General features: G+C 73.7%; 9 protein-coding genes. 2 read left to right on the top strand and 7 right to left on the bottom strand.

Translation table 11 applies throughout. The annotated features are described in order from the left end of the window. On the bottom strand, window positions 1-113 hold a 113-nt coding region (locus AB0O29_RS32955), incomplete at its 3' end, for a transglycosylase domain-containing protein (protein ID WP_365159207.1). Here AB0O29_RS32955 and AB0O29_RS32950 point away from each other — a divergent pair. After that, a complete protein-coding gene (locus tag AB0O29_RS32950) occupies window positions 112-1305 on the top strand; it encodes a CapA family protein (protein ID WP_365159204.1) in 1194 nt (397 codons plus the stop codon). The genes AB0O29_RS32955 and AB0O29_RS32950 overlap by 2 nt on opposite strands. 42 nt (window positions 1306-1347) lie before the next feature. On the opposite strand, the gene AB0O29_RS32945 is transcribed toward AB0O29_RS32950, so the two are convergent. Continuing rightward, window positions 1348-2244, bottom strand: coding sequence for an SCO1860 family LAETG-anchored protein (locus AB0O29_RS32945; protein WP_365159201.1), 897 nt, complete (start codon window positions 2242-2244; stop codon window positions 1348-1350). Between the two features lie 296 nt (window positions 2245-2540). After that, window positions 2541-3635 carry an amidohydrolase family protein gene (locus AB0O29_RS32940; RefSeq protein WP_365159198.1) on the bottom strand — a complete coding sequence of 365 codons (1095 nt, stop codon included), beginning with the start codon at window positions 3633-3635 and terminating at the stop codon, window positions 2541-2543. A 64-nt stretch (window positions 3636-3699) separates the two neighbouring features. Here AB0O29_RS32940 and AB0O29_RS32935 point away from each other — a divergent pair, with 64 nt between their 5' ends. Beyond that, entirely contained in the window at window positions 3700-4767 is a 1068-nt protein-coding gene (locus AB0O29_RS32935) for an aminotransferase class V-fold PLP-dependent enzyme (protein WP_365159195.1), read from the top strand. A 176-nt stretch (window positions 4768-4943) separates the two neighbouring features. On the opposite strand, the gene AB0O29_RS32930 is transcribed toward AB0O29_RS32935, so the two are convergent. The 4 genes from AB0O29_RS32930 to AB0O29_RS32915 all read right to left on the bottom strand — a co-directional run bounded on the left by AB0O29_RS32930 (window position 4944) and on the right by AB0O29_RS32915 (window position 8496). After that, window positions 4944-5651 (bottom strand): DsbA family oxidoreductase, encoded by a 708-nt coding sequence (locus tag AB0O29_RS32930; RefSeq protein WP_365159193.1) that lies wholly within the window; start codon window positions 5649-5651, stop codon window positions 4944-4946. 92 nt (window positions 5652-5743) lie between these two features. Next, window positions 5744-6253 (bottom strand): GNAT family N-acetyltransferase, encoded by a 510-nt coding sequence (locus AB0O29_RS32925; RefSeq protein WP_365159191.1) that lies wholly within the window; start codon window positions 6251-6253, stop codon window positions 5744-5746. Between the two features lie 63 nt (window positions 6254-6316). Further along, window positions 6317-7765: a penicillin-binding protein 2 gene (locus tag AB0O29_RS32920; protein WP_365159188.1), complete on the bottom strand. Its 1449-nt coding sequence runs from the start codon at window positions 7763-7765 to the stop codon at window positions 6317-6319. A 62-nt stretch (window positions 7766-7827) separates the two neighbouring features. Next, a complete protein-coding gene (locus tag AB0O29_RS32915; RefSeq protein ID WP_365159185.1) occupies window positions 7828-8496 on the bottom strand; it encodes a response regulator transcription factor in 669 nt (222 codons plus the stop codon). Between the last annotated feature and the right edge of the window lie 76 nt (window positions 8497-8572).

Genomic DNA, 8572 nt, shown 5'->3' with positions numbered 1-8572 from the left:
GCCGACTGGTCCTGGGTCAGGTAGTAGTTCTTGACGTACTGCTGGGTGATCGTCGAACCGCCGGCCGTGCCCTTGCCGCGCAGGGTGTTGAGGGCGGCGACGCGAATAACCATGGGGCTGCTGGCCGTGGGGGTGGTCGGCGGCGCGGTGTACGCGGTACCCACCCTGCTGGACAGGGGCGGCGCCGCCTCCGGGCAGCGCCTCCAGGGCCGGCAGGACCCGGGCGGGAAGGCCGTCCCGGACGGGAAGCCGTTCACCCTCGTCGCGACCGGCGACATCATCCCGTACCCGTCGATCATCCAGCGCGCCGCGGACGACGCCGGCGGCGACGGGTACGACTTCCGGAAGATACTCGCGGGCGTCAAGCCCATCGTCTCCGCCGCCGACCTGGCGATATGCCACCACGAGATACCGTACGGAAAGCCCGGCGGCCCCTACACCGGCTATCCCGCCTTCAAGGCCCCCCACCAGCTGGCCGACGCCCTCAAGGACGCCGGGTACGACAGCTGCTCCACCGCCTCGAACCACAGCCTCGACGACGGTTTCGACGGGCTCTCCCGCACCCTGGACCACCTCGACCGCGTCGGCCTCAAGCACGTGGGCTCGGCGCGCCGGGCCGAGGAGGCCAAGGCCCCGGCGCTGCTCTCGGCCGGCGGGGCGAAGGTCGCCCAGCTGGACTACACGTACGGCACGAACGGGATCCCGCTCCCGGCCGGCAAGCCCTGGGCCGTCAACCTCATCGACCAGGGCCGGATCATCGCCGACGCCCGCGCGGCCCGGGCGGCCGGCGCGCACGTCGTCGTCCTCAGCGTCCACTGGGGCACCGAGTGGCAGACCGCGCCCGACCAGCAGCAGAAGGAGCTGGCTCAGGCGCTGACCGCCTCGCGGGGGCCGGACGGCCTCCCCGACATCGATCTGGTCCTCGGCACGCACAACCACGTCCCGCAGCCCTACGAGAAGATCAACGGCACCTGGGTCGTCTTCGGCATGGGCGACCAGATCGCCAGCTTCTACGAGACGGAGAAGGCGCGCGGCAACATGTCGTCCATTCCCCGCTTCACCTTCGCCCCGGCGGCCGCGCACCCGGGCCGCTGGGAGGTGGTCAAGGCCGAATACCTCACCCAGTACTCGGACATGGGGCCGCCGTTCCGCGTCGTCTGCGCCTCCTGCGCGGAGGCGGACGGCGGCGGCGCCGGCGCTTCGGCCGCCAAGCGGGCCGAGTACGCCCGGGTGGACAAGGAGGTCACCTCGGCCGTGACCTCGCGGGGCGCGGCCGGCCAGGGACTGACCCGCGCGACCCGCTGACCGGGGCCCGGGCCGGAACCCGTACCGGGGCCGGGATCCGCGTTACGAGGCTCGGCCGCGCCGGGTCAGGACGAGGGCTCCCGCGCCCGCGCCGAGCAGCAGCAGCGCGCCGCCGGCGACCCACGGGGTGACCGAACCGGCCCCGGTCTCGGCGAGGTTGGCCTGGGCCGGACCGGAGACGACGGCGGTCTGCGGCTTGACGTCCGGCTTCGCCGCGGGCTTGGCGGCGGTCTTCGGGGAGGTGCAGTGCGCCTCCGCCAGGACGATCTCGCCGTCGACCTGGGCCACGCCCAGGTTCAGCGGGTTCACCGACACCTTGAGCCGGAGCGCGGCCGCCGCGGCGGTGGTGGAGGTGGTCTGCGTACCGGAGAGCTCCAGGGAGACCAGGCCGACGCCGGGGACCTCGATCTTGGTGGGGCCGCCGGCCGTCAGGGTGACCTTCTTGCCGAGCGCGGTGACGGTGCCGAGGACGTTGGAGGTGGCGACCGGCTGCTTCCCGGGCTCGCAGACGGCCTTGGAGGTGACCTTCTCCACCTCGATGAGGGAGAGCAGGGGGAGGCCCGGGACGTGCACCCGGGCGTGGGCGAGGTTGGCCTCGGCCCGGGCGCCGGTCTCGTCCGCGGTGGCCTTGGCGGTGGCGACGTCCGCCTTGAGGACGTTCACCGGCTGCCCCTGCTCGGCTCCGTCGAGGGTCACGGTGAGGGCCGTCTTCTCGGCCGCCGCGGGGGCGCTGACCTCGTTGAGGGTGGCCTTGAGCGGTACGTGCACGGCCTTGTTGAGCAGGCCCACGTCCAGTCCGGTCCGCAGGACGACGGCTCCGGAGGCGCCCCGGTCGGCGCCGCCGCCGTCCGTGGCGAGGGCGGGGGGCGCGGTGAGCAGGGCCACCGCCCCCGTGGCGAGCAGGACGGCCGCGGGCAGGCGGAGGGTGTTGCTGTTCAAGATGGTGGAACCCCCAGGGAGATGGGTGCCGCCGGGGCGCCAATGGGGGACATTGCGCGGGCCGACGGCTTCGACGCTCGAAATCTTTACGCACTGTGAGTGAACGGACAGCCACCTGCCGTGAGTTCACCCCAACGGGTGGTTTCCATGCGTGTATTCGATTTGTCGCGCCCCACACGGCACATGAGTTCCCTGATGTCTCATAACCGCCGTCGGCACCAGTGCTTTTCGGACGTCTTCAACGACGGACGGGACCGGCGCGTCACGCCCCGTCAACCTCGTGCCGGCCGGACCGGTCAGGCGCGGACCGCGCCGTCCACGACCACCCGTTCCGGCCGCGCCAGCACCCGTACGTCCTCGCGCGGGTCGGAGCCGTAGACCACCAGGTCGGCGGGGGCGCCCTCGGCCAGGCCGGGCCGGCCGAGCCAGTCCCGGGCCGCCCAGGCCGTCGCCGAGAGGGCGTCCAGCGCGGGGATCCCGGCCTTCACGAGCTCCTGCACCTCGGCGGCGACCAGGCCGTGCGGCAGCGAACCGCCCGCGTCCGTGCCGACGTACACACCGACCCCCGCGTCCCAGGCCGCGCGGACGGTGTCGTAGCGGCGCTCGTGGAGCCTGCGCATGTGCGCCGACCAGCGGGGGAACTTGGCCTCGCCGCCCGCCGCGAGCTTCGGGAAGGTGGCGATGTTGACGAGCGTGGGGACGATCGCGACCCCGCGCTCGGCGAAGAGCGGAATGGTGTCCTCGGTCAGCCCGGTGGCGTGCTCGACGCAGTCGATGCCCGCCTCGACGAGGTCGCGCAGCGAGTCCTCCGCGAAGCAGTGCGCGGTGACCCGGGCGCCCAGCCGGTGCGCCTCGGCGATGGCCGCCTCCACCTCCGCGCGCGGCCAGCAGGCCGTCAGATCGCCGGCCTCGCGGTCGATCCAGTCGCCGACGAGCTTGACCCAGCCGTCGCCGCGCCGGGCCTCCCGGGCCACGTACTCGACGAGCTGCGCCGGCTCGATCTCGTGCGCGTAGTTGCGGATGTAGCGGCGGGTCCGGGCGATGTGCCGGCCCGCCCGGATCACCTTCGGGAGGTCCTCGCGGTCGTCGATCCAGCGGGTGTCGGAGGGCGATCCCGCGTCGCGGATGAGCAGGGTGCCGGCGTCCCGGTCGGTGAGGGCCTGCAGTTCGGCCGTCGCGGCGTCGACGGGGCCGTGGGCGTCGAGGCCGACGTGGCAGTGCGCGTCGACGAGTCCCGGCAGGACCCAGCCGGTGACGGTGGTGACCTCGCGGGCGGCGGTCGGCCGCTCGTAGGAGATCCGTCCGCCGACGACCCAGAGCTCGTCGCGGACCTCGTGGGGCCCGACGAGCACGCGTCCCTTCACATGGAGCACACCATCGTGATCACTCATGTCCGCACTGTACGTGCGCGCTCGGTAGGCTCGGCCGGAGACCCCGGACGAAGAGAGCACCGCCGTGACCCACCCCCTGCTGGACCTTCCGCCGCTGACCGCCGAGCGCTTCGCCGCCGTCGAGCGGGGCGTCGCGCGGCTGCTGGACACCCGGCACGACGTGGTGATCACCCAGGGCGAGGCCCTGCTGCCGCTGGAGGGCTGCATCCGCTCGGGGGCGCGGCCCGGTTCGACGGCGCTGAACGTCGTCACCGGCCCGTACGGGACCACGTTCGGCAACTGGCTGCGCGACGCCGGGGCGAAGGTGGTGGACCTGGCGGTGCCGTTCGACACGGCGGTGAGCGGCGAGCAGGTGGCCCGCGCGCTGGCGGAGCACCCGGAGATCGACTTCGTCTCGCTGGTGCACGCCGAGGCGGCCACCGGCAACACCAACCCGGTCGCGGAGATCGGCGAGGCCGTACGGGCCCACGGGGCGCTGTTCATGCTGGACGCGGTCGCCTCGGTGGGCGCGGAGCCGCTGCTGCCGGACGCGTGGGGCGTGGACCTGTGCGTGATCGGCGGGCAGAAGGCCATGGGCGGCCCGGCGGGGGTCTCGGCGGTGTCGGTGAGCGAGCGGGCGTGGGAGCGGTTCGCGGCCAACCCGGCCGCGCCCCGGCGCTCGTACCTCTCCCTGCTGGACTGGAAGGAGCGCTGGATCGACGGCGGCCGCAAGACGCTGCTGCACGCCCCGGCGCAGCTGGAGATGCTGGCGCTGGAGGCCTGCCTGGACCGGATCGCGGAGGAGGGCCTGGAGGGCGTGCTCGGCCGGCACGCGGCGGCCGCCCGGGCCACCCGGGCGGGCGCGGCGGCGCTCGGCCTGGCCCCGTGGGTCGGGGACCCGGCGCAGGCCGCTCCGGTGGCGACCACGCTGCGGGTGCCGGACGCGTCCGCGGTGGTGGCCCGGGCCCTGGCGGCGGAGGCGTCGGCCCCGCTGGCGGCGGGCGGCGGGGCGCTCGCGCGGGAGATGGTCCGGGTCAACCACTACGGCCCGGCGGCCTCGCCGGAGGCGGTCGCGGCGTCACTGCGCGCCCTGGCCTCGGCCCTGTCGGCGGCCCCGGAGGCGGCCCTGGAGGCGGCCTCGGCGGCCTGGTAGGAACGGCCCCGCCCCGCCGGGGCCGGCGGGGCGGCCTGCCGGATTCGGCGGGTGCCCGCCCCGCTTCGACGGCTGCCCCCGCCGGCTGACCGGCGCCGGGCGGCCTCGGGGGACGGCGGCCGGCCCGCCGGGGCCGTTACGGGGTACGCGGCGCCCGGCGGGTTGCGGCGGTGGTGTCAGGCGCCGGGGACGGCGCAGGCTCCGTCCGGCTCGCAGGCCTCGGCGCCGACGGCCGGCTCGGGCAGTTCGCGGCCGGCCCAGGCCTGCTCCAGTGCCTGGGTGAACACCTCGGCGGGCTGGCCGCCGGAGATGCCGTAGCGGCGGTCGAGGACGAAGAACGGGACGGCGTTGGCGCCCAGTTCGGCCGCCTCGCGCTCGTCGGCCCGGACCTCGGCCGCGTAGGCGGAGTCGTCGGCCAGGACCGCGCGGGCCTCCGCCTCGTCCAGTCCGGCCTCCACCGCGAGGGCGAGCAGCACCTCCGCGTCGAAGACGGACCGCTCCTCGGCGAAGTTGGCGCGGAAGGCGAGGTCGAGGAGCTCCACCTGACGGCCCCGGGCGGCGGCCAGGTGCAGGAGGCGGTGGATGTCGAAGGTGTTGCCGTGGTCGCGGCCGTCGGTCCGGTACTCCAGCCCCTCGGCGCGGGCGCTGGCGGCGACGTGCTCCTCCATGCCGCGCGCCTCCTCCAGCGTGCGGCCGTACTTGCGGGCGAGCATCTCCAGGACCGGCGCGGTGACGCCCTTGGCGCTGCCCGGGTCGAGCTCGAAGGAGCGGTAGACGACCTCCACCTCGTCGCGGTGCGCGAACTCGGCCAGCCCCTTGGTGAAACGGGCCTTGCCGATGTAGCACCACGGGCAGGCGATGTCGCTCCAGATCTCGACGCGCATGATCCTTCTTCTCTCCGGATTCCGGGTTGGGGGGTGGGACGGGGGTTTCGCCGGGCGAAACGGTTTGTGGTTCAACCATTCCCCGCCCCGTCTCATTCCCCGGACGCCGCTCCCTCCCCGGAGTCCTCCCCCACCTCCAGCCACAGCGTGCGGTGGGAGCCTGCGGGGACGGCCGAGGGGTCGGGGCGCCAGCCGTGGGAGGCGTAGAAGGCCTGGGCGCGGAGGTTGTGCTCGTAGACCTCCAGGCGGACCCGCCCCACGCCGGCCCGGCGCCAGGCGGCGAGGCAGGCCGCGTGCAGGGCGGCCCCGGTGCCGCGGCGCCAGTGCTCGGGGTCCACGTGGAGCTGGGTGAGGGTGGTCTCGCCGTCGGCGGTGAGGAAGGCCGCCACCCCGGTGATCCGCCCGTCCCGCTCGGCGCAGAAGACCCGCCCCTCGCTCTCGGACCGGTTCACGGCGCGGGACCAGCCCTCGCGGGAGCGGGCCGTCTCGGCCTCGCCGGCGTAGGCCTGCTCGGGGAGGCGGCCCCGGTAGTAGGTGGCGCGCGCCCGGGCGTGCAGGGCGGCGATGGCGTCCAGATCTTCGAGGAGTGCGGTCCTGATCATGGGAGGGGGAACGCGCCGGGAACCCCGTCGGTTCCCGGCGCGCGGCGGCCCTTCAGGCGGCGGCTACTTCTTCAGCCACGCGGCCATCATCTTCTGCGCGATGGGGGCGGCGAGCTTGCCGCCGCCGATCTCGGAGCGGTCGGTGTCCGAGTTCTCGATCATGACCGCCACGGCGATCTGCTTGCCGCCCGCCTTCCCGTAGGAGGTGAACCAGGCGAGCGGGGGGATGTTGTTGTTGACGCCGCGCTGGGCGGTACCCGTCTTGCCGCCGACCTCGGCGCCCGCCACCTGCGCGGGCTTGCCGCCGCCGTCGGTGGCGACGGTGCGCATGGCGTCCTGGAGCATCGAGGCGGTCCTGGCGGTCATGACCTGCTGGGACTTGGGGTCCTTGAAGCTCTCCAGCACGGTGCCGCCGGAGTCGGTCACCTCGGAGACCATGTGCGGGGCGACGAGCTTGCCGCCGTTCTCGATGGCGGAGGTCACCATCGCCATCTGGAGCGGGGTGGCCTGGACGTCGAACTGGCCGATACCGGTCTGCGCGACCTGGTCGACGGAGAGCTTCTTCGTCGGGTACTTGCTCGGCGGGTTGGTGCGGACGGGGGTGTCGATCTGGGTGTTGAAGCCGAGCTTCTCCGCCATGGCCCGCATCTTGTCCTGGCCGAGCTTGGATGCCAGGTCCGCGAAGACGTTGTTGCAGGACAGCTTGAGGGCGGTGCGGGCGGAGACGTTGTTGCAGGCCTCGTCGCCCGCCTCGCTGGGCAGCTTCGTCCGGGTGCCGGGGATCGTGTAGTTGCCGGGGACCCCGGTCGGCTGGTCGATGCTGGAGACCAGCCCGTTCTCGATCGCGGCGGCCAGGGTCACCAGCTTGAAGGTGGAGCCGGGGGCCTGGGGCTTGCGCAGGGCCACGTTCTCCATGGCCTTGCCCTTGTCGGCGGAGAGCTCGTCCCAGGCGGCCTGGTCGCCCGCGCCCGAGATCCGGCCCGGGTCGTAGGAGGGGTTGTTGACCACGGCGAGGATCTCACCGGTCGCCGGGTCGATGGCCACGGCCGCGCCCTGCTTGCCGTCGAGGGCGTCGTAGGCGGCCTTCTGCACGTCCTTGTCGATGGTGGTCAGGACGTTGCCCGGGTCGGCCCGCTTGTTGGTGAGGACGTCCATCACCGTCTTCAGCCGGCTGTCGGAGCCGTTGAGGACGTTCTTGTAGACGCCCTCCAGCATGCTCGTGCCGAAGGCCTGGGAGCTGTAGCCGGTGATCGGCGCGTAGAGGGGGCCGTCGGTGTAGGTGCGCTTGTACCCGAAGTCCTTGCCGGCCGTCTTCGTCGATCCGGTGATCGCCGTTCCGCCCACGATGATGTTGCCCAGCGGGTTCTCGTACTGCCCGATGAGGTTGCGGCGGTTGTTCTTGTCGTCTGCGAGGGCCTGGCCTTGGTACGCCTGCACCCAGGTGACCCGCACCAAGAGGGCCAGCACCAGAAGCAGACAGAAGACCGACGCACGCCTGATCGTCTTGTTCATCTCCCGGAAGGACGTCCCTGCGGCGCCGGACGTTCCGCTCTGCCCCGATTGTGGCGGGGTTCTCAGTCTTTCTTCATGAGGAAGCCCCCTTCGTAGGCGGCGATGACCGCCTGGGTGCGGTCACGGGAGCCCGTCTTGGCGAGGACGGCGGCCACATGCGTCTTGACGGTCTGCGGGCCGACGCCGAGGTGCTCGCTCATCTCGTGGTTGGACAGCCCCTTGGCCATCAGCCGCAGCACGTCGGCCTCCCGGTCGGTGAGCCGGGCCGCCCAGGCGGGGGGCGGCGGGGCGGCCGCGGTGTGGGCGGCGGCCAGGGTGCGGACGGCCGCCGGGAAGAGGAGGGAGTCGCCGCGGGCGACGAGCCGGACGGCGCCGATCAGCTCCTCCGGGTCGGCGCGCTTGAGGAGGAAGCCGGCGGCGCCCGCGCGCAGCGCGTCGTAGACGTAGGCGTCGTTCTCGAAGGTGGTGACGACCACGATCCTGGGCGGGGCGGCCATGGTGGCGAGGATCTGCTCGGTGGCCCGGATGCCGTCGATCTCGGGCATCCGCACGTCCATCAGGACGACGTCCGGGGCCAGGGAGCGCACCAGCGAGACGGCCTCGGCCCCGGTGGCGGCCTCGCCGACCACCTCCAGGCCGTCCTCGGCGTCGAGGATGACCCGCAGGGCCGTGCGGACCATCCGCTCGTCGTCGGCGATGACCACGCGCACGCGCAGCGGCGGCCGGCTCATCGCCCGCCTCCGGCGACCGGGGCGGCGCCGAGCGGCAGGACCGCCCGCAGCCGCCAGTCCCCGCCGTGGGGGCCGG

This window comes from Streptomyces sp. NPDC089915, assembly GCF_040684675.1.
Lineage (GTDB): Bacteria > Actinomycetota > Actinomycetes > Streptomycetales > Streptomycetaceae > Streptomyces.
Note: the sequence above shows the minus strand (reverse complement) of the source record. Positions and strands in the feature narration are given on the sequence as shown.